General features: G+C 65.1%; 18 protein-coding genes. 6 read left to right on the forward strand and 12 right to left on the reverse strand.

Features of this window, described 5'->3' with window-relative positions:
- Nucleotides 1–102 precede the first annotated feature (102 nt).
- Together pth and hisC are read left to right on the forward strand one after the other, a co-directional pair.
- Nucleotides 103–705: an aminoacyl-tRNA hydrolase gene (pth, locus tag ACEN8U_RS12155; RefSeq protein ID WP_015001548.1), complete on the forward strand. Its 603-nt coding sequence runs from the start codon at nt 103–105 to the stop codon at nt 703–705.
- Between the two features lie 72 nt (nt 706–777).
- Nucleotides 778–1,857: a histidinol-phosphate transaminase gene (gene hisC, locus ACEN8U_RS12160; protein ID WP_310104980.1), complete on the forward strand. Its 1,080-nt coding sequence runs from the start codon at nt 778–780 to the stop codon at nt 1,855–1,857.
- A 74-nt stretch (nt 1,858–1,931) separates the two neighbouring features.
- Here the strand turns inward: hisC and ACEN8U_RS12165 are convergent, their stop codons facing one another.
- From ACEN8U_RS12165 to rsmD, 3 genes are all read right to left on the reverse strand, one after another.
- A complete protein-coding gene (locus tag ACEN8U_RS12165; protein ID WP_013337947.1) occupies nt 1,932–2,189 on the reverse strand; it encodes a YfhL family 4Fe-4S dicluster ferredoxin in 258 nt (85 codons plus the stop codon).
- A 63-nt stretch (nt 2,190–2,252) separates the two neighbouring features.
- Nucleotides 2,253–2,768 (reverse strand): pantetheine-phosphate adenylyltransferase, encoded by a 516-nt coding sequence (gene coaD / locus ACEN8U_RS12170; RefSeq protein ID WP_013337946.1) that lies wholly within the window; start codon nt 2,766–2,768, stop codon nt 2,253–2,255.
- A gap of 112 nt (nt 2,769–2,880) precedes the next feature.
- The gene (rsmD, locus tag ACEN8U_RS12175) at nt 2,881–3,495 is read right to left on the reverse strand and encodes a 16S rRNA (guanine(966)-N(2))-methyltransferase RsmD (RefSeq protein ID WP_310104978.1); all 615 of its coding nucleotides are present in this window, start codon (nt 3,493–3,495) and stop codon (nt 2,881–2,883) included.
- A gap of 254 nt (nt 3,496–3,749) precedes the next feature.
- Here rsmD and ftsY point away from each other — a divergent pair, with 254 nt between their 5' ends.
- Nucleotides 3,750–4,910, forward strand: a complete 1,161-nt coding sequence (gene ftsY, locus ACEN8U_RS12180) for a signal recognition particle-docking protein FtsY (protein ID WP_015001544.1) — start codon at nt 3,750–3,752, stop codon at nt 4,908–4,910.
- A 106-nt stretch (nt 4,911–5,016) separates the two neighbouring features.
- On the opposite strand, the gene maiA is transcribed toward ftsY, so the two are convergent.
- Complete coding sequence (maiA, locus tag ACEN8U_RS12185; protein WP_015001543.1) at nt 5,017–5,661, reverse strand: maleylacetoacetate isomerase; 645 nt, start codon at nt 5,659–5,661, stop codon at nt 5,017–5,019.
- A 25-nt stretch (nt 5,662–5,686) separates the two neighbouring features.
- Complete coding sequence (locus ACEN8U_RS12190; protein ID WP_310104972.1) at nt 5,687–6,385, reverse strand: fumarylacetoacetate hydrolase family protein; 699 nt, start codon at nt 6,383–6,385, stop codon at nt 5,687–5,689.
- Nucleotides 6,386–6,601: 216 nt separating this feature from the next.
- On the opposite strand from ACEN8U_RS12190, the gene ybiB reads away from it, so the two are divergent.
- Nucleotides 6,602–7,573 carry a DNA-binding protein YbiB gene (gene ybiB / locus ACEN8U_RS12195; protein ID WP_310104969.1) on the forward strand — a complete coding sequence of 324 codons (972 nt, stop codon included), beginning with the start codon at nt 6,602–6,604 and terminating at the stop codon, nt 7,571–7,573.
- 2 nt (nt 7,574–7,575) lie between these two features.
- Here the strand turns inward: ybiB and ACEN8U_RS12200 are convergent, their stop codons facing one another.
- Together ACEN8U_RS12200 and ACEN8U_RS12205 are read right to left on the reverse strand one after the other, a co-directional pair.
- A complete protein-coding gene (locus tag ACEN8U_RS12200) occupies nt 7,576–7,959 on the reverse strand; it encodes a nuclear transport factor 2 family protein (RefSeq protein ID WP_015001540.1) in 384 nt (127 codons plus the stop codon).
- A gap of 40 nt (nt 7,960–7,999) precedes the next feature.
- Nucleotides 8,000–8,563: an acyloxyacyl hydrolase gene (locus tag ACEN8U_RS12205; RefSeq protein ID WP_310106323.1), complete on the reverse strand. Its 564-nt coding sequence runs from the start codon at nt 8,561–8,563 to the stop codon at nt 8,000–8,002.
- Between the two features lie 363 nt (nt 8,564–8,926).
- Between ACEN8U_RS12205 and rpoH the strand changes: the two genes are divergently transcribed.
- Entirely contained in the window at nt 8,927–9,862 is a 936-nt protein-coding gene (gene rpoH, locus ACEN8U_RS12210) for an RNA polymerase sigma factor RpoH (protein ID WP_013587030.1), read from the forward strand.
- Nucleotides 9,863–10,098: 236 nt separating this feature from the next.
- Here the strand turns inward: rpoH and nagE are convergent, their stop codons facing one another.
- The 5 genes from nagE to ACEN8U_RS12235 all read right to left on the reverse strand — a co-directional run bounded on the left by nagE (nt 10,099) and on the right by ACEN8U_RS12235 (nt 17,518).
- A complete protein-coding gene (nagE, locus tag ACEN8U_RS12215) occupies nt 10,099–11,895 on the reverse strand; it encodes an N-acetylglucosamine-specific PTS transporter subunit IIBC (RefSeq protein WP_310104967.1) in 1,797 nt (598 codons plus the stop codon).
- 77 nt (nt 11,896–11,972) lie between these two features.
- Nucleotides 11,973–14,537 carry a phosphoenolpyruvate--protein phosphotransferase gene (gene ptsP / locus ACEN8U_RS12220; RefSeq protein ID WP_310104964.1) on the reverse strand — a complete coding sequence of 855 codons (2,565 nt, stop codon included), beginning with the start codon at nt 14,535–14,537 and terminating at the stop codon, nt 11,973–11,975.
- Nucleotides 14,538–14,576: 39 nt separating this feature from the next.
- Nucleotides 14,577–15,584 (reverse strand): SIS domain-containing protein, encoded by a 1,008-nt coding sequence (locus ACEN8U_RS12225; protein WP_015001536.1) that lies wholly within the window; start codon nt 15,582–15,584, stop codon nt 14,577–14,579.
- Nucleotides 15,577–16,680, reverse strand: a complete 1,104-nt coding sequence (gene nagA, locus ACEN8U_RS12230; protein WP_310104962.1) for an N-acetylglucosamine-6-phosphate deacetylase — start codon at nt 16,678–16,680, stop codon at nt 15,577–15,579. The genes ACEN8U_RS12225 and nagA overlap by 8 nt, the downstream gene beginning before the upstream one ends.
- A 103-nt stretch (nt 16,681–16,783) precedes the next feature.
- On the reverse strand, nt 16,784–17,518 hold the full coding sequence (locus tag ACEN8U_RS12235; RefSeq protein WP_013587025.1) for a GntR family transcriptional regulator: 735 nt from the start codon (nt 17,516–17,518) through the stop codon (nt 16,784–16,786).
- A gap of 363 nt (nt 17,519–17,881) precedes the next feature.
- Between ACEN8U_RS12235 and ACEN8U_RS12240 the strand changes: the two genes are divergently transcribed.
- On the forward strand, nt 17,882–18,808 hold the full coding sequence (locus tag ACEN8U_RS12240; RefSeq protein WP_310104959.1) for a helix-turn-helix domain-containing GNAT family N-acetyltransferase: 927 nt from the start codon (nt 17,882–17,884) through the stop codon (nt 18,806–18,808).

An 18,808-nucleotide genomic window follows, 5' to 3' on the forward strand; every position in this document is an offset into this window, starting at 1 on the left:
GACGGTCGACGTGACCCGCCGAGGTTCGCCCCGGCGGGTTTTTTTTCGGTTTTTTTCGGCTCGGCCGCGTTCGGCTTCCGGGCCTGATGGACCCACGCAATCATGATCAAGCTGATCGTCGGGCTCGGCAATCCGGGCGCCGAATACACCGCGACGCGCCACAACGCAGGCTTCTGGCTGGTCGATCAACTGGCGCGCGAGGCAGGCATCACGCTGCGCGACGAGCGGCGCTTTCACGGCTTTTACGCGAAGGCGCGGCTTCACGGCGAGGAAGTGCACCTGCTCGAGCCGCAGACTTACATGAACCGCTCGGGTCAGTCGGTGGTCGCGCTGGCGCAGTTCTTCAAGATTCTTCCCGACGAGATTCTCGTCGCGCACGACGAACTCGACATGCCGCCCGGCAGCGTGAAGCTCAAGCTCGGCGGCGGCAGCGGCGGCCATAATGGTTTGAAGGACATCACCGCACATTTGTCCTCGCAGCAATACTGGCGGCTGCGCATCGGCATCGGCCATCCGCGCGATCTGATTCCCGAAAGCGCGCGCGCGGGCGCGAAGCCGGACGTCGCCAACTACGTGTTGAAACCCCCGCGCCGCGAAGAGCAGGACGTGATCGACGCGTCTATCGAGCGAGCGCTCGCCGTCATGCCGCAGATCATCAAGGGCGAGCTTGAACGCGCGATGATGCAACTGCATCGCAATTCGTAATCCGTGTTGCCGGGCGGTGCCGCGGCGCGGCGCGCGCTCGTGGCCCCGAACCGTCTTGCTTGGGAGAAAGCTTTGAGCCGATATTGGAGTGACATCGTTCACCGTCTCACGCCGTACGTGCCGGGCGAACAGCCGGCCCTCGCCCATCCGGTGAAGCTGAACACCAACGAGAACCCGTACCCGCCTTCGCCGCGCGTGCTCGACGCGATCCGCCAGGAACTCGGCGACGCCGGCGAGTCGTTGCGGCGCTACCCCGACCCCACCGCGCTCCAGCTTCGCCAGACGGTCGCCGCGTATCACAACATCCGCGCCGATCAGATATTTGTCGGCAACGGCTCCGACGAGGTGCTCGCGCTCACCTTCCAGGCTTTGCTGAAGCACGACAAGCCCTTGCTGTTCCCTGACATCACGTACAGCTTCTACCCGACTTACGCGCGGCTTTTCGACGTCGACTATCGGACAGTTCCGCTCGACGACACCTTCGCAATCAATGTGGACGACTACGCGGTGCCCAACGGCGGCATCCTGTTTCCCAATCCGAACGCGCCGACCGGTCGCCCGTTGCCGCTCGCGGACATTGAACGGCTGGTCGCCAGGAACGCCGATTCGGTGGTGGTGATCGACGAAGCGTACGTGGATTTCGGTGCGGAATCGGCAATCGGCCTGATCGACCGCTATCCGAATCTGCTCGTCGTGCAGACGGTGTCCAAGTCGCGCTCGCTCGCGGGCATGCGTGTCGGCTTCGCGTTTGGCAATGCCGGGTTGATCGACGCGCTCAATCGCGTGAAAGACAGCTTCAATTCGTATCCGCTCGACCGCCTCGCGCAAGGCGCCGCCCGCGCAGCTTATGAGGACGACGCGTGGTTTCGCGACACCTGCACCAAGGTGATTGCGAGCCGCGAACGGCTGGCGGCGGGGCTAAGCGCGCTCGGCTTCGACGTAGTGCCCTCGGCGGCCAACCTGCTGTTTGCTCGCCATGCAGCCTACGACGCGGCGACATTGGTCGCGCGGCTTCGCGAGAAGGAGATTTTCGTGCGCCACTTCAAGGCACCGAGAATCGACCAGCATTTGCGCATCTCCGTCGGCACCGACGCCGAATGCGACATTCTGCTCGACGCATTGCGCGAGATTTTCGGCAGCTACGTCAGCTAGCCGCGGACCGGCGCAACTCAATAAAAAACGGCGAGGCCTGCGCCTCGCCGTTTTCCGTTCCGTTGCACGAAAGCTCACGCGCTTTTTGCAGCCTGCAGCGCGTGGTACTTCGCCATCAACCCTTCCGGCGTTTCGAGATGCTCCGGATCGCGCGGAATACACTCGACCGGGCACACCTGAATGCACTGCGGTTCGTCGAAATGACCGACGCACTCGGTGCACTTTTTCGGGTCGATTACATAGATTTCCGGGCCCATCGAAATGGCGTCGTTCGGGCACTCGGGCTCGCACACGTCGCAATTGATGCACTCGTCGGTAATCATCAAGGCCATGCTTCTCTCACTTCATGCCGGCCAGAGCCGGTTTCGTTCCGTCAAACCGACAGTTTACGCCGGTTATGGCTGCCCCGCCGGAGCGCCGTTATTCGGGTCCAATGCGGCGACCTTTTCCTTCAACCATTTCTCGACCGACGGAAACACAAACTTGCTCACGTCGCCGCCCAGTTGCGCGATCTCGCGGACGATCGTGCCCGAGATGAACTGGTATTGATCGGACGGCGTCATGAACATGGTCTCGACGTCGGGCAGCAGATAGCGGTTCATGCCGGCCATCTGGAACTCATATTCGAAGTCCGACACTGCACGCAGGCCGCGCACGATCACCCGAGCGTTGTTAGTGCGCACGAAGTCCTTCAACAGCCCTTTGAAGCTCATGACCTGCACGTTCGGGTAATGGCCGAGCACTTCGTGAGCGATATCCAGACGCTCTTTCAGCGTGAAAAACGGCTTCTTGTTGCGGCTGTCGGCCACGCCGACCACCAGCGTGTCGAAAATGCTCGACGCCCGCCGAACGAGGTCTTCGTGACCGCGCGTCAGTGGATCGAACGTGCCCGGGTACACGGCGACTACCATGAGATTTCTCCTCTCTTCAGACAGTTGGGCACGTCAAAGCGTCCACGCGACGCATTTGGCACCGGCCGCGCGCGTGACGTCAAACCGTCCGGCGCTTGTTATGGAAGGCGCATTATTCCTCATTTTCGCGTTGCAGCAAATGGAAGTGGACAGCGCCGGCTTTGCCTTGCCGCACCATTTTCCATCCGGTCAGCGCTTCGTTCTTGCTCAGCTCCAGTTCCGCGCCGGCTTCGACATAGAGAAAGCCGTCTTCGCTGACGAGCGGGGCGGCGAGCGCGAGCGCCTTGTCGAGCAGATCGTCGCCGAAAGGCGGGTCGAGGAACACCACGTCGAACGAACCGGGCGGCAGGCTCGCTGCAAGCCGCAGACCGTCGGCCTCAGCAATTTCGATCATGCGCGCGGCGAGCCGCTCCTGATTCGCCCGCAACTGCGCGGCCGCCCGCGCATTGCGCTCGACCATCAGCACGCGCGCGGCGCCGCGCGACGCCGCTTCAAAACCCAGCGCGCCGCTGCCGGCAAAGAGGTCCAGGCAGCGCTCGCCGTCCAGACGCTGGCCGAGCCAGTTGAACAGCGTTTCGCGGACACGGTCCGGCGTGGGACGCAGCCCGTCGAGGTCGAGCACGGGCAGAGGCGTGCGTTTCCAGTCGCCGCCGATAATCCGGATGGCGTGCGGCTTGCCGCCTTTGGACGAAGCGCCGTGGGCGCGTGAAGGTGCGGAACGAGGCATGCAGATTCGATTACGTTGATGAAAGCGTCCGCCGTCTTCGCGCACGCGAGGGCACAAGCGGACCGGAGCGCCCACGTTACCACAGGGGCGCAGCGCGTCCAGCCTGGCCGTTCGGACGATACGACGCGCGACGGCGCGCCTGATAAAATGTGCGGCTTCCAGCGCCTTGCATCCCGCATTGCCACGCTGCCTGCCGCTCCCGCCGGTGCTGTGCCGGTTGCGCGCATCGGCGCGCGCTCTCACCACGCCAGATCATGTTCAGCTTTTTCAAACGATTCAAGGGTTCGAAAGAGTCCGAAAACGCGCCAGACGAGTCGCCAACCGCTGCAGATGAGTTCGTCGACGAGTCCACGGCGGTAGAAACGCCGGCCGCCCCGCCCGCCGAAGTTGCGCCGCAGGCTGCGCCGTCGCTCGCCCCACAATTCGCGCCAGAAGCCGAGCCCGAGACGGATTTCGAAGAGTCGTCGCTCGAGACCGTGGAAATCGTGCCGCCGCCGGTGCAGGACGCGAGCGCGAAACGCTCGTGGCTGACTCGTCTGAAGACGGGCTTGTCGAAGACCAGTTCCAGCCTCACCGGCATTTTTGTCGGCACGAAGATCGACGAGGATTTGTACGAAGAGCTGGAAACCGCGCTGCTCATGTCCGACGCGGGCGTCGACGCCACCGAATTCCTGCTCGAGGCTTTGCGCGAGAAAGTGCGCGCCGAGCGTCTCACCGAGCCGCAGCAGGTCAAAGCGGCGCTGCGCGCGCTGCTGGTCGATCTGTTGAAACCGCTGGAAAAGTCGCTCATGCTCGGGCGCGCCAAGCCGCTCGTCGTCATGATCGCCGGCGTCAACGGCGCGGGCAAGACGACCAGCATCGGCAAGCTCGCCAAGCATCTGCAGAGCTTTAACCAGTCGGTGCTGCTGGCCGCCGGCGACACGTTCCGCGCGGCCGCGCGCGAGCAGTTGGCGATCTGGGGTCAGCGCAACAACGTGACGGTGGTTGCGCAGGAAAGCGGCGACCCGGCCGCCGTGATTTTCGACGCGGTCGGCGCCGCGCGGGCGCGCAAGATCGACGTGATGATGGCGGACACGGCCGGCCGTCTGCCCACGCAGCTGCATCTGATGGAAGAGCTGCGCAAAGTGAAGCGCGTGATCGGCAAGGCGCAGGACGGCGCGCCGCACGAAGTGCTGCTCGTGATCGACGCCAATACGGGGCAGAACGCGCTCACGCAGGTCAAGGCTTTCGACGACGCGCTCGGGCTTACGGGGCTGATCGTGACCAAGCTCGACGGCACGGCGAAAGGCGGCATTCTTGCGGCTATCGCGCGGCAAAGGCCGATTCCGGTGTACTTCATCGGCGTCGGCGAAAAGGTCGAAGATCTGCAGCCGTTCAGCGCGGAAGAGTTTTCAGACGCGTTGCTGGGCGCCTGAGGCGCGACCGGGCGGTCCCTTAGGCCGCACCACCGCTGAAAGCAAGGCGACAAACAAAGGGCCCTCCGCGGAGTGCCCTTTTGTCTTCACTGCCGCCGCCGCAGATTCATTCGGCGTCCGGCTGCACGCCCGGCGCGGCGCGGGCAAACGCATCGGTCTGCATCGCGTGATCGTAAATGCGTTGAATTGTCGGAAACTTCGCCGTATCCACCTTGAAGCGCTGCGCGTTGAACACTTGCGGAATCAGACACGCGTCGGCGAGCGTCGGTGCGTCGCCGAAACAGAACTTGCCGGTGCGCTCGTCGCCCGCAAGATGCGCCTCGAGCGTCGCAAAGCCGGCTTCCACCCAATGACGGTACCACGCGTCCTTGGCGTCGTCGTCGACGCGCAGCGTGTGTTTCAGATACTTCAGCACGCGCAGGTTATTCAGCGGATGAATCTCGCACGCCACCTGCAACGCGACTGACCGTACATATGCGCGATCGGCCGGCGTTCTGGGCAATAGCGGCGGCTCGGGGTGCGTTTCCTCCAGATACTCGATGATCGCAAGCGACTGCGGCATCACCTCGTGGCCGTCCACCAGAGTCGGCACGATGCCGTCCAGGTTGATCTTGCGATACTCCGGCTTCAACTGCTCGCCGCCATCGCGCACGAGATGCACGGGCACGTACTCGTACGGCAGATTCTTCACATTCAGCGCGATGCGCACCCGATACGACGCCGAGCTGCGGAAATAGCTGTAGAGCTTCATGTCGTTGTCTCCTCCCCAAACCGCGTCAAACCACGCGCACGCTCAGCTCGCCGAGCCCGTCGACGCCGCCCTTCATCAGATCGCCCTGCACCACCGCGCCGACGCCTTCGGGCGTGCCCGTGAAGATGAGATCGCCGGGTTGCAGTTCGAACAGCGTGGACAGGTAGGCAATGGTTTCACCCACCGACCAGATGAGCTGCGACACGTCTGAACGCTGCTTCTCCTCGCCGTTGACGGACAGCCAGATCGCGCCTTTTCCGACGTGGCCGACCGTGGCAACGGGATGGATCGGTCCGAGCGGCGCCGAATGATCGAAGCCCTTGGCGATGTCCCACGGGCGCCCGAGCTTCTTCGCTTCCGCCTGCAGGTCGCGGCGCGTCATATCGAGACCGAGCGCGTAACCGTAGACGTGGTCGAGCGCGCGCTCAGCGGGAATGTCTTTGCCGCCTTTGCCGATCGCCGCGACCAGCTCCATTTCGAAGTGGACGTTGCTGGACAGCGACGGATACGGAAATTCGCCCGTCGCGCCAGGCGCGACATAGAGAACGGCATCCGCCGGCTTGCCGAAGAAAAACGGCGGTTCGCGATCCGGATCGTGTCCCATCTCGCGGGCATGCGCCTCGTAATTGCGGCCGACGCAGTAGATGCGGCGCACGGGAAACTGTTCGCTGGACCCGACAACCGGCACCGCAACCCCCGGTGCCGGCGCAAAAACGTAACTCATCCGGTTCTCCGTTTTTCATTGGATATGAGCCGCGGCGCGGCGATAAACCGCGAGTGTAACGCGCGGCGCAAGGCGGCGCGCGCCAGTCCAGCGGGGCGGCGCGACACCGCCGGGTCTCGCGGGACCGCCATAGATGCGATACTCACACCAGACATCGTCCTTTGAATACCGCGGCCGCCGGCTCCCCGGCGGCACGCCAGCACGTCCATTGCCCTCATGACCGATTCCGCCGACACCGCCAACCCGTTCCCGTGCGCCCGCTTCATCAAGGAGATCGGCCGCGGGCCGAACGGCGCCCGCGCGCTCACCGCCGAGGACACGCGCGCGCTCTACACCGCCATGCTCGACGGCCGCGTCGGCGAACTCGAGCTGGGCGCAGTCCTGCTCGCCTACCGCGTGAAAGGCGAATCCGCCGACGAACTCGCCGCCATGCTGGCGGCCGCGCATGCATCGTTCGAACCGGTTCATCTGCCGCCGGGCGAATTCCGGCCGGTGTCGATTCCGAGCTACAACGGCGCGCGCAAGCAGCCGAACCTGGTGCCGCTCCTCGCGCTGCTGCTCGCGCGCGAGGGCGTGCCGGTTCTCGTGCACGGCGTAACTGAAGATCCCGGCCGCGTGACGAGCGCGGAAATATTCACGCATCTGCGGATTGCGCACGCAAGCTCGCACGACGATATCGAAGACGGTCTCGCCGAGCGGCGCATGGCTTTCGCGCCCATCGAGATCCTCGCGCCGAAGCTCGCGCATCTGCTCGCGCTGCGCCGGCGCATGGGCGTGCGCAACTCGACGCACACGCTCGTGAAAATTCTGCAGCCGTTCGCGCCCGCCGGACTGCGGCTCGTGAACTACACCCATCCGCCGTATCGCGACAGCCTCACGGAGCTCTTCAGCACACATCCGGATGCGGCGGCGGGCGGCGCGCTGCTCGCGCGCGGCACGGAAGGCGAAGCGGTGGCGGACACGCGGCGTCAGGTGCAGATGGACTGGCTGCACGACGGCATCTGCGAAACGCGCGTGCCGCACGAACGTTCTTCGCGCGACGCGCCCGAAGTCGAGTTACCCGAAGCGCGCGACGCCGCGACCACCGCGGCGTGGATCGGCGCGGTCCTGCGCGGGGAGGCGCCGGTGCCGGGGGCGATCGAGCGGCAGGTCGAGCTGATCGTGGATGTCGCCAGAACGCCGGCCTGAGTTCACTCGATCGCGCAACGCGTCGCCTGCCACGCGATGAGCCGCCACTGGCCGTCTTCGTGCGTGTGGATCGCCGTGTAGGCAATGGGGAACAGCAGCGCGCCGTTGTTCGCTTCCATCTCGATCAGCGCGCGGCCGGTCACGACGCAGGTTTCGCGTCCGACCGGCAGCACGTCCTGCGACTGCACTTCGATCTGCCGGTAGCGGCGGCGCCCCGCGGTAATGCCGTCGATAAACTGCCGCTTCGTCTCGCGCTTACCGTTCGTGTGCACGTAGCTCACGTTTTCAGCGAGCAGCGCGTCGAGCGACTGCCCGTCGCCGTCGACCATCGCGCGGAAGCGTTCCCTTTCCAGCCCGCGAATCGCCTCGATTGTCTTTGCCGCCATTGCTCAGCCCCTTGTACCGGTGAGCCGGACGCGGCCACGGTCAGAAGTTATATTGCAGATATAGCTGGTGGAAATTTATACCAGGATTGGGCTCTTTGATACCGCCATTCGACACATGCTGGAAGCGGTAGCCGGCCTGATACTGCTGATGTCCGCCGAATTGCACGCCGACGCCCGCCATATCGGCGAACTGGAACGCGGTGGAAAGCGTGAAGTCAGAAGAGATCCGGGGGCTCGACAGAAGGCGGACGCCGGCGCCGGCCTCGACGAAAGGCCGGATCGATCCAGATCCTTTAATGAAGCGAATGATAGGCGTCACACCGATCTCGCCGATGTTCCCGTGCACATTGCCTTCGTTCGTATGCCACCATGCCACGTGCGCCTCGCCGATCAGCGCGAAATGCCAGTCGCCGATCTGCCACCACGTGAGGTTCGGGTCCCAGACAATGCCAAGGTCCAGCTTCCTGACATGATGGTCGCCAAGCCCGCCGGCAATCTGCACGCCGAACTGGTCGGCCGCGGCGACGCCGGAAAGGCCAAGCAGCAGGGCCGCACAGCCGCTTTTTAGAGCCAGACCGCGCAAGACATTCTTTTTGTTGTTCATCTGGACACCCGAGCTCAGCAAAGGTTGAACAAATTGTAATAGTCCTGCTTATTCTAAAGACAATCGGAAGTCGGCGGATCATCTTAAGAAACTTAAATTTTCGCAATTACTCACGTTAAAAAGCGAAAAAATCGGTCGAAAGTGAGAGCGAAGGCGCTTCGTCAGGTAATTTATACGGCCTCTGCGGCGAGCGCCAAAGGCGCGTATGATGACTATTGAAAACGCAGATTCGATAGGAATTGACGGAACTTCGATGCCCCTACGACCTCTAAGTATTAGCACTCGGAAAACGAGAGTGCTAACATCCAACGCTGGAGTCGTTAACTGAACAAGCTTTTGCCTGATTCCAAAGGAGTTTTACACGTGAGCCATGCATTGACCCTTCCGAGTACTCTGAGCCCGTCGTCGGCTAAGGCCGCTCCGGCAGGTGCGCTGGCGCTCTCGCATTCCTCCCTGCTGCCCGGTCAACTGGGCAATATCGACGCCTACATCCAGGCCGTAAATCGGATTCCGATGCTGACGCCGGCAGAAGAACGCCAGTTCGCCACAGAATTCCGCGAGCACGACAACCTCGAGGCCGCACGCCGCCTCGTGCTGTCGCACCTGCGGCTGGTCGTTTCGATCGCGCGCAACTACCTGGGCTATGGGCTGCCGCACGCCGACCTGATCCAGGAAGGCAATATCGGCCTGATGAAGGCCGTGAAGCGCTTCGATCCCGAACAGAACGTGCGCCTCGTCTCGTACGCCATGCACTGGATCAAGGCCGAGATTCACGAATACATTCTGCGCAACTGGCGCATGGTGAAAGTCGCCACCACGAAGGCGCAGCGCAAGCTGTTCTTCAATCTGCGCAGTCACAAACAAGGCTTGGGCGCTTTCACGCCGGACGAGATCGACGGTCTCGCCAAAGAGCTGAACGTCAAGCGCGAAGAAGTGGCCGAAATGGAAACGCGTCTGTCCGGCGGCGATATCGCGCTAGAAGGCCAGGTTGAAGACGGCGAAGAGTCGTATGCGCCTATCGCGTATCTCGCCGACTCGCACAGCGAGCCGACTGCCGTGCTGGCCTCGCGTCAGCGCGACAAGCTGCAAAGCGACGGTATCGCGACCGCACTCGAGGCGCTGGACGCCCGCAGCCGCCGCATCATCGAAGCTCGCTGGCTGAAGGTGCAGGACGACGGTTCGGGCGGCTCGACGCTGCACGAACTGGCCGACGAGTTCGGCGTGTCGGCGGAGCGTATTCGTCAGATCGAAGCGAGCGCCATGAAGAAGATGCGTGGCGCGCTGACTGAATACGCGTAACGCTCGTCCGCGGCTTACGGGCGGCGTTGTAGGCGGGTTACGAATTGCCCGAGAGCGCCACCCACGCGCCACCCAAAGCGCACGAAAGCAGCCCGCAAGTAGCAAAGCCCTGCCGTCGCATGACGGCAGGGCTTTTTTATTACTGCGCGCCAGCCGCGTTCGCAGCGCTTCTATGTCACTAAAGTCCATCGGCGACAAAGCGCAAACGAAAGCGCTCCGCCGCCATCCTGATTGCGTCAGGCCGGCACAGGCGCCGCGCCGCCGCTCGCCGGCATGCGCGTTGCGAGCGTGTCCGCATAACGCCGCGCGGCATCGCCGACGACAATGTGGAACGTGTCCGCCGATACCCACGCGGTATCGAGCGCGGCCAGACGTTGGCGATCCACCGCCGACGGATCGCGCACGACGATCCGCAGACGCGTCGCGGCCACCGCGTCGAGCGACAACACATTGCCCGCGCCGCCGAACACCGCGAGCCAGCGCAACGGATCGGGGTCGAGCGGACCATTGGCCGCGCCTGACGAAGCCGAAGACGGGGCCGAGGCCGCAACCGGAGCAGCAGCGACGGCCGCGGGCTTTGCCACGCTGGCAGCGGCACGATCAGCAGCGCCGCCGCCCTGCCCGATCGCCGTGCGAATTTCATCGGCGATGATGTCTGCTTCCGGCCCGATGATCACCTGCACATTGGTCGCGCCGCGCTTGAGCACACCGCGCGCGCCGATCGTCTTCAGTTCGTTCTCCGAGACCTTGTTGGAATCGACAACCGACAGACGCAGGCGCGTCGTGCATGCATCCACTACCGACAGATTCGACGCCCCGCCGAGCGCAGCGATATAGCGCTGCGCGCGCGGCACGGCGGCCCCTGCAATCGGCGAAACGAAGCCGCCCGCCGCGAACGACTCGACCTGCTCGTCGGCGGCGGCCGGCTCGCGGCCCGGCGTCGCCATGTTGAATTTGCGGATGAAGAAGCGGAACAGCCCGTAATACACGACCGAATACGCGAGACCGAGCGGGATGGCCAGCCAGCCCTTGGTCGACAGACCGTAGTTCAGCACGTAGTCGATTGCGCCTGCGGAGAACGTGAAGCCGAGGTGAATGCCGAGCGCCGAGCAAATGGCGAGCGAGAGCCCGGTCAACAGCGCGTGAATCACGTACAGCACCGGCGCGAGGAACATGAAGCTGAACTCGATCGGCTCCGTCACGCCCGTGAGGAACGACGTCAGCGCCATCGAGAACAGCAGGCCGCCCACCACCGCGCGGCGCTCCTTCGGCGCTTCATGGAACATCGCGAGACACGCGGCGGGAAGACCGAACATCATGATCGGGAAGAAGCCGGTCATGAAGGTTCCGGCAGTCGGATCGCCGGCGAAGAAGCGATGCAGGTCGCCCGTCACCGCGGCGCCGCCCGGCGGCGTGAACGTGCCGAACACGAACCACGTCAGCGAATTCAGGATGTGATGCAGCCCCGTGACGAGCAGCAGCCGGTTCAGCACGCCGAACACGAACGCACCGAACGCGCCGGCCGTGGTGAGCCAGTGGCCGGCCGTATCGATCACGGCCTGCACCGGCTGCCACACGTACCCGAACAGAATGCCGAGCCCGAGACAGACCACGCCCGTGACAATCGGTACAAAGCGCTTGCCGCCGAAAAACGCGAGGTAATCCGGCAGCTTGATGTCCTTGTAGCGGTTGTACAGCAAGCCCGCGACGACACCCGCCACGATCCCCGACAGCACGCCCATGTTGAGCTTGTCGTTGATGTCCTTCATCACCGCGACTTCGATCAGATAACCGATCGCGCCCGCGAGACCCGCCACGCCGTTGTTGTCCTTCGCAAAGCCGACCGCAACGCCGATTGCAAAAAGCAGCGGCAGGTTGTCGAAGATCGCGCCGCCGGCGTCGGCGATCATCTTGATGTTGAACACATCGGGCTGACCCAGCCGCAGCAGCAGGCCGGCAACCGGCAGCACCGCGATAGGCAGCATCAGCGCGCGTCCCAGGCGCTGTATCTTCAGAAACGGATTCCCATCCATTGATTACCTCCAATCCATGTCTCGTTGTCGACGGACGTCGTTAAGTTGTGTGGCCGGACGGCTGCCGACCGCGGGTTTCAGTCCAGCGGCCAGGTTTCCCGGCTGACTGCTCTTACCGCCTGCGCCGATTCGAGCGCCAGGGCGTCCTGGGCACGTTGGCGGCACAGTTGATAATCGAGGTTGCGCACGCGCGCTTTGATGCCCGGCACGGAGACCGGATCAACCGACAGTTCGGTCACGCCGAGGCCGACGAGGAGCGGCATCGCGAGCGGATCGCCCGCCAATGCGCCGCACACGCCGACCCATTTGCCATGCCGGTTCGCGCCTTGCACGGTCGCCGCGATGAGTCGCAGCACCGCCGGATGCAAACCGTCCGCCTGCGCGGCGAGGTCCGCCTGGCAGCGGTCCATGGCGAGCGTGTATTGCGTGAGGTCATTCGTGCCGATAGACAGGAAATCCGCGTGTTGCGCGAGCTGGTCGGCGAGCAGCGCCGCCGACGGCACCTCGATCATCACGCCTACTTCGATCGGCTCCGTGCGCCCGAGCTCGCGGGCGAATTCGTCTATGCGCTTGCGGATGCGAACCAGTTCGCCGACGTCGGTCACCATCGGCAGCAGAATGCGCACGGCGCCGAACGGCTTCACGGCAAGCAGGCCGCGCAACTGATCGTCGAGCAGATCCGGGCGGACCTGCGCGAGGCGAATGCCGCGCAAGCCGAGCGCGGGATTGGGCTCCGGCGGCAGCGTCAGGTAATCCACTTCCTTGTCGGCGCCCACGTCGAGCGTGCGGATGATCGCCGTGCGCCCGCTCAATGCGTCGACAATGTCCTGATAGCTCTGCCGATGCTCGTCCGTGGTCGGCGCGGCGGCGCGGTGAATGAAGAGTAGCTCGGTGCGCAGAAGGCCGACGGAGTCGGCGCCGTTTTCAACGGCCGTCTTCGCGTCGTCGAGTGTGGCGATGTTCGCCGCCACTTCGATTGCGCGACCGTCCGCGGTGACCGCCGCTTGCTGCGACATGCGGCGGTTCGCCTCGCGCACGCCCGCGAGGCGGCTACGCTCGAGCCTCGCGCGCTCGACGTCCAGCTCGGTCGGCGCAAACTCTAGGCGGCCGATGCTCGCGTTCACCACGATCTGGGTGCCTTCGGGAATCGCATGCAGCGCGTCGCCGACGGCCACGAGCGCCGGAATGCCGGCCTGGCGCGCGAGGATCGCCGCGTGCGAGGTCGCGCCGCCGCGCGCCATGACGAGCGCGGTGACGCGCGAGCGGTCGAGCGTCGACAGATCGGAGGGCGTGAACTCGTCCGCGGCGAGCACGGCTTCGTCCGGCAGCGCCCGCGCGGCCGCGTTGGTATAACCCAGCGCGCGCAGCACGCGCTTTTCGATGTCGCGCAGATCGGCAGCACGCTCGGCGAGCAAGGCGTCTTCAATATTATTCAGGATGTCTATCTGTGCGCGGATGGCTTCGCGCCACGCGAAACCCGCGCTCTTGCCGAGGCTGATCAGGTCGCGCGCGGCGTCGAGCAGCGCCGGATCTTCGAGCAGCACGCGATGCACCGCGAAAATGCCCGCCTCGCCGACCGCGCCGCGCTGCGACGCGTCGCGCACCGTGGTGCCGAGATCGGCGTCGACGGTCGCAAGCGCCTTGTCGAGCAGACGGCTTTCCGCCGCCGACGTGCCGCTCGCCTGCTCCGGCGGATCGATGTCGGCGTCGTCCCAGCGCACCAGCTTGCCGACCGCGACGCCGGGCGCCGCGCACACACCCGCGAGCGTGTTCGGCGCGAGCGCCTCGCCGACGGCGGGCGCCGCCGTTTGCGGCGCGGGCGAGCTTTGCCGCGCGGGCTTCTCTTCCACTTCGCCGAGCGCCTCGCGCGTCAGTTCATGCGCGATTGCGTCGACGGCGGCTTGCGCCTGCGGGCCCACGCCGAGCAACTCGACCGTGGAACCCTGCCCCGCGCCGAGACCCAGCAGACCGACCACGCTTTCGATTGGCGCCTTGCGTCCTTCGTAGCGGACCTCGACACGCGCATCGAAGCCGCGCGCCGCTTCGCGAGCACGCGCCGCCGGGCGCGCGTGCAAACCGCCCGCGTGAGCCAGCGTGATCTGCGCGCGCGCTTCTTCGGTCACGCTGCTTGCGCTCAGCTCGCGCGAGGCCGCAGCCGCGGCGCCGTCGCGGGCACGCAGGCGCAACAACGGTGTTTCGCCCGCCTTCAGCATGCCGCGCTGCGCGCGCTCGACAATCTCGAATGCGTCCGAATTGGCGATCGCAATCACCGAAACGAGGCTCGGTGCATGCAGCGCGACCTGATCCTGGTCGAACTCGATCAGCACGTCGCCGGCACGCACCTGCGCGCCTTGCTCGACCATCGGCGCAAAGCCCTTGCCGTTCAGCTCGACCGTGTCGATGCCGATATGCAGCAGGATTTCCGCGCCTTCCGCGGTGGCCAGCGTCACCGCGTGGCCAGTGCGCGCGAGATGGGTGACGGTGGCGTCGCATGGTGCGACGAGCCGGCCCTCGAGCGGATCGACACCGATGCCGTCGCCGAACATGCCGCCCGAAAACACCGGATCAGGGACGTTCGCGAGCGGCACGACCGGACCGGTCATCGGCGCGAGCAAAACAATATGGCCTTCAGAATGGCTCATCAAGCGGGACTCCTCGACACGTCGCATCTGATTCTCTCGTCAGTGAGTTTCGGTGACTTTGTTGAGATGGCGCGGCGCGTCGGGATTGCGCCCGCGCGCGGCCGCGAGGCCCGCGGCCATCACGTAAAAGGACAGGATGGCGGCGATCGGGTCGAGCGCCGCGTGCGCGGTAGTGGCAAGCGGCAGCGTCGCCTCGGCCACATTCGAAGGTGCGGCGAGCAGCACGCGCGCGCCGCGCGAGCGCATGTCGCGCGCGAGCTGCAGCAAGCCCGCCTGCTCCGGGCCGCGCGGCGCGAATACGAGCAGCGGATAGTCGCGGTCGATCAGCTCCATCGGGCCGTGGCGCACTTCCGCGCTCGAAAACGCCTCGGCCTGAATGCCGGAGGTTTCCTTCAGCTTCAGCGCGGCTTCCTGCGCAATGGCAAGGCCGAGACCGCGCCCGATCACGATCATGCGTTCGACGCCGCGCAATTCCTCGACCGCTTGCGACCAGTCCAGCTGGCCCGCAGCCTGCAGCGCGGCGGGCAGCGCGTTCAACGCGTCGAGGAGCGCCGCGTCTTTCTGCCAATGGGCAACGAGCTGCGCCGACATCGACAGCATCGCGATATAGCTCTTGGTCGCGGCCACGCTCAACTCGGGACCGGCCACGAGCGGCAGATGCCACTCGCACGCGTCGGCGAGCGGCGAAGCGGGCGCGTTGACGGCGGCCACGGTCAGCGCACCGGCCGCTCGCAGCGCCTGCATCGTGCCGACGAGATCCGGGCTCTTGCCCGACTGCGAGAACGCCAGAGCGAGCTGATCGCGCACCTGGAGCGGTGCCTGCTGCAGCGTCGCAACCGACATCGGCAGCGAGGCGACGGGCACGCCGAGGCGGCTCATCGTCAGGGATGCGAAATAACTTGCAGCATGGTCCGAGCTGCCGCGCGCGACAGTCAGCGCGACGTGGCGCGGCTTTTCCGCAAGCCGTGCGGCCAACGCCTCGACGCGCGAGGTGTCCCTGAGTTGCGCGGCGACCGTCTCTGCGGACGCCAGCGCTTCTTTAAGCATATTCGACAATTGCTTCTCCTTCGACGTAAGTCGCGCTCAGCGCCAGTTCACGATCGAACACGACGACGTCGGCCCACGCGCCACGCGCGAGGCGCCCGCGGTCTTCGATGCCGAGGTAGTCGGCGGCATAGCGCGACATACGGTTGGAAACATCGGCGATCGGCAGGCCGATCGACACCAGATTGCGCAGCGCCTGATCCATCGTCAGGGTGCTGCCGGCGAGCGTGCCGTCGGCGAGGCGAACCCCGCCGAGGCACTTCGTCACGTGCTGGCTGCCGAGGCGGTATTCGCCGTCGGGCATGCCGGTCGCCGACGTGCTGTCCGTGACCACGTAAAGACGCGGAATCGCGCGCAGTGCGGCGCGGATCGCGCCGGGATGCACATGCAGCAGATCGGGAATGATTTCGGCGAACTCGGCGTGCGCGAGCGCTGCGCCGACGAGCCCCGGATTGCGGTGATGCAGCGGCGACATCGCGTTGAACAGATGCGTGAAGCCGCACGCGCCGTGCTTGAGCGCGGCGACGGCGTCGTCGTAGGTGCCGAGCGAGTGACCCAGTTGCACACGCACGCCGCGCGCCGCCATCTCCGAGATGATGTCCATGTGCCCCGCAATCTCGGGGGCAAGCGTGACGACGCGAATCGGCGCGATGGACAGATACTTGAGCACTTCGTCCATCACGGCGGAGACGGCCGCGTCCGGTTGCGCGCCGAGCTTGCCGGGGTTGATGTACGGTCCTTCCAGATGCACGCCCAGCACGCGCGAGCACCCCGGCGTGCGGACTCGCGCGACGTCGCCGAGGCCGGCCACCACGCTCATCAGTTCGTCGCGCGGCGCGGTCATGGTGGTGGCGAGCAGGCTGGTGGTACCGAAGCGGGCATGCGTGCGCGTGATGGTCTGGATCGCGTCGCCGGCTTCCATCACGTCGGCGCCGCCGCCGCCGTGCACGTGCAGGTCGATGAAACCCGGCAGGATGTACGGCGCATCGTTGGTAGCGGGATCGACGCGCTCGCCGGTGAGCGCCGTGATGCGGCCGTTTTCGAATTCGAGCGTGCCGTGAATCCACCCTTCGGTGGTGAGTATGTTTCCGGTCAGCATGAGTCTCTCTTGCAAGGCGTGATACAGGGCGAGGCTGAATGGGCTGGGCGGCGTCGCGGGTGAGTGCGGCTCGTGCGGCTCGCGTGATGCAACCGGACGCGGCTCAGGTGCGCAATTCAGCGACGAAGTCGTAGTAGTCGTCGCGGCAATAGGTGTCGGTCAACTCGATTGCGCGCTGATCGGCGCTGTAACCGATACGGGTGATGACCAGCAGCGCCGAGCGCGGTTCGATATCCATCAATGCAGCGATCTCGCTCGAAGCGTTGACCGCGCGAAAGTGCTGCAAGGCGCGCACGACCGCCGCGCCGCGTTGCTCCAGGTAGCTATAAAGCGAGACGCCGATGGCGAGCGGATCGGGCACGATCGCGACCGGCAACGCGGAATGTTCAACTGCCATGACAATGCCGTCCGCGCGCCGCAAGCGGCGCAGGCTGGCTACTGCCGCGCCGGGCGACAAACCGAGGTGCACCAGCTCCTCGCGATTGGCGGCGCGGATGTCGCGCTCGAGCCATACCGAGTCAGGGCGAAAGCCGCGCTGCTGCATTTTCTTGGTGAAACCGGTGAGCCGCGACAGCGGATCTTCCACGCGCGGCGTAATAAAACTGCCCGCACCGCGCGCGCGCCGGATCAGGCCTTGCTCGACCAGCAGCTCGATCGCCTTGCGTGCGGTGATGCGCGACACGCCGATCGCGTCAGACAGCGTGCGCTCGGAAGGCAGCGCCTCGCCCGCCGACCACACGCCGCAATGGATGGCCGTCGCCAGATTGCGCGCGAGCTGCAGATACAGCGGCGTGACGTTGCGAGCGTCAGGCATGAGTGCGGACCAGCGGGTTTCCATGGCGCTCCGTGCGACCTTGCCAAAATCCGGCCTACAAAAATAAGAGCCCATTATATAACCAACATAATACCAGTCAACGAACTGGTTATAGGCTGGTCTGTTGATATGGAAAGCCTTGTGGCGCGGGCTTTCCACGGTGAAGAACCCGCTTCGGCCACCGGATTCCCCGCCCCAGGACTTACCCGTATTCGAGATGGGTGGCACGCGTTGGTGGCCAATTGCGGACCACTTGCCCACTTTTGGGCGCCGCTAGCTCGGCGCTTCTTCGCATCGCGCGATGCAGGCGCAGCCCACGCGCCTTTGTTAATAAGGGCGCGTTCCAATATAGTGATACGCGAATGCATAAAATCCGGAGAGCAGCATTTGACCGATTCCGAGGCGCTGCAGCGGGCTCAGGCAGTCCGCCGTTTCAATCGCTTTTACACGCGGCTTATCGGCGCTCTGCATGAGCACCTGGCCCAAAGCACGTTCTCCTTGACCGAGGTGCGCGTCCTGCACGAGCTGTCGCGCGGACGCGCGCAGACTGCGTCCGTGCTCGGCCGCGCGCTGGGACTGGACAGCGGTTATCTGAGCCGCCTGCTGACCAATTTCGAGCGACGCAATCTCATCACGCGACGGCCGTCGGAGACGGACGCGCGTCAGTCGCTGATCGCGCTCACGCATGAGGGGCACGCGGCCTATGCGCCGCTCGACGCCGCCGCCAGTCAGGAAGTGCTGGATCTGCTCGGCGGTCTCAGCGTGAGCTCGCAGGAACAGTTGATTGCCGCGATGAACCTCATCGAAAGGCTCCTTGGCGACAAGCCGCGACAGGACGCCGTGGCGTTCCGTGCGCCGCGCCCCGGCGAATGCGGCTGGCTCGTGCATCGGCAGGCGCAATGGTTCGCCGCGCAACACGGTTGGGACGAATCATTCGAAGGATTGCTCGCGCGCGTCGTCGCCGACTACACGCAGCGCAACGATACCGTTCGCGAACGGTGCGTGGTCGCCGATCAGCACGGCATGGTAGTGGGCGGCGTGTGCGTCGTCGCCGTTTCGACGACAGTGGCAGGCGTGCGGCTCCTGTGGGTCGAGCCGGACGTGCAGCGCGGCGGCATCGGCACACGCCTCGTAGCGGAAGCAACGCACTTCGCGCTGCGCGCCGGTTACACCCGATTGACGCTGACCACGGCCAGCACTCTGGAAGAACCGCGGCGCCTGTGCAAGCGTGCCGGATTCGAGCTCGTCAGCACGGCGCCGGAGCGCCGTTTCGGCAAGGACCTGATGATCGAGCGCTGGGAATTGGGGCTGTAG

The organism is Paraburkholderia phenoliruptrix, assembly GCF_047325075.1.
GTDB classification, from domain to species: Bacteria; Pseudomonadota; Gammaproteobacteria; order Burkholderiales; family Burkholderiaceae; genus Paraburkholderia; species Paraburkholderia phenoliruptrix.